This window comes from Bacillus sp. GMa5/1 (assembly GCF_050172015.1).
Lineage (GTDB): Bacteria > Bacillota > Bacilli > Bacillales > Bacillaceae_G > Bacillus_A > Bacillus_A cereus.
Genome location: NZ_JBNLYC010000370.1, coordinates 1 through 1,908 on the forward strand (window position 1 = coordinate 1; position 1,908 = coordinate 1,908).

The following is a 1,908-nucleotide window of genomic DNA, read 5'->3' on the forward strand; positions in this document are numbered from 1 at the left end:
TGTCCAACTATTTGAGAATACTTATGCAGATACAACGAGAACTGATGATGAAAAAGTATTAACAAAAACGATGATTAATAATTACGCAAAAGGGAAACTATTCATCCCTATCAAAAATAAAAAGTATTCAAAAGAGCATATGATTTTAATTAGCCTAATTTATCAATTAAAGGGAGCTCTCTCCATTAACGACATAAAAAGTTCATTAGAAACTATAAATGACTCCTTATTAAATGATGATTCATTCGAATTAAATACGTTATACAAAAATTATCTTGCTCTTACTGAAAGCAATGTCGAAAGCTTTAAACAAGACGTAAATAACCGTGTTACAGAAGTAAATGAGATTTCTTCCTTAGAAGATACAAAGCTAGAAAAATTTCTACTACTAACATCCTTCGTCACTATGAGTAATATGTATAGACGTTTAGCGGAGCAACTAGTGGATGATTTAAAAGAATCATAAATAAAAAACTATCCACCTATTAAAGTGGATAGTTTTTTATTTACTTAATTGCTTCATGAACTTTTAGTTGTTTCCCTTTAATCGTTGTAGTCTTCATGACTTTCAAGACAAGTGGTCCTTTTCCATTTAATATTTCAACGTAAGAAACATTATCTTGTATCGTAATAATACCTATATCTTCTGCTGTAACCCCTTTAATTTTAGCAATTGTACCGACGAAATCTACCGCCCTAATTTTCTTTTTCTTCCCGCCATTAAAGTACAGCTTCATAATGCCTTTGTTGATATCTGCATTTTTATCTTTCTTTATAATTGGTTTAGCATGTATCTTTTCTTCAAATGCAGCTTTCTCTTTCATAACTTCTTCTTTTGAAGGTCCAATTGCCTTTGGAATTTCAAATCCAATATACTCCTCAATCTCTTCTAAAAATCTATTTTCATATGGTGTTATAAATGTAATAGCTTTTCCACTATTTCCAGCTCGTCCCGTTCTTCCAGTACGATGTACGTAGCTTTCTTTTTCAAGTGGAATATCATAATTAATAACATGTGTAATATTATCAATATCAATTCCTCTCGCAGCTACATCTGTTGCTACTAAATAACGGAATTTTCCTTTTCTAAAATCATCCATGACTTCAAAACGATCTTCTTGTACCATACCACCATGTATTTTGTCACAAGGATAGTTAGCTCGTTTTAATTGTCTATATACATGATCTACATTTTCTTGTGTACGACAGAAAATAATACAGCTATCAGGATTCTCAATCGTTGTTACATCTTTAAGTAGTGAAAGCTTCTCGTCTTCTATCACCTCAAAAAGAGTATGTTCAATTTTATCCGTCGTAATCCCAGCTGCTTTAATTTCAATATGAATTGGTGAATTCATATATGTACGAGACAATTTCTCAACATCTTCTGGAAGTGTTGCTGAAAATAACATCGTCATTCTTTTTGTAGGTAATTCATCAATAATTGCCTCTACTTGATTGATAAAGCCCATATTTAGCATCTCATCTGCTTCATCAATAACTAAATACTTCAAACACTCTAAAGAAAGGGTACCCTTCTCAATATGATCCAACACACGACCAGGAGTACCAACTACAATATGTGTCTTTTGCTTTAATTCTAATTTTTGACGTGCAAATGGAGATTTCCCATAAACTGCCGCAGCCTTAATCCTTTTGAATCGACCTATATTTGTAATATCTTCTTTTACCTGTACCGCAAGCTCTCTCGTTGGTGTTAAAACTAATGCTTGTGGTTTATTCTCTTCCCACTCCACCATTTCACAAAGTGGAATACCAAATGAAGCTGTTTTTCCACTTCCAGTCTGGGACTTCACAACAAGATCCTTCTTTTCTAATGCAACTGGAATAACCTCACCTTGTACTTCTGTTGGATGATTATATCCTAACCCAGTAAGTGCCCTTACG

At 33.0% G+C, this 1,908-nt stretch carries 2 protein-coding genes; one reads left to right on the forward strand and one right to left on the reverse strand.

All coding sequences use genetic code 11. The features are described 5' to 3' along the window. Window positions 1–466 (forward strand): DUF1836 domain-containing protein (locus ACQGSG_RS28700; protein ID WP_426948702.1); only part of this gene is annotated, 466 nt, incomplete at its 5' end. Window positions 467–506: 40 nt separating this feature from the next. Here ACQGSG_RS28700 and ACQGSG_RS28705 read toward each other — a convergent pair. Next, window positions 507–1,908: DEAD/DEAH box helicase (locus tag ACQGSG_RS28705; protein WP_426948704.1), on the reverse strand; the 1,402-nt coding region annotated here is incomplete at its 5' end.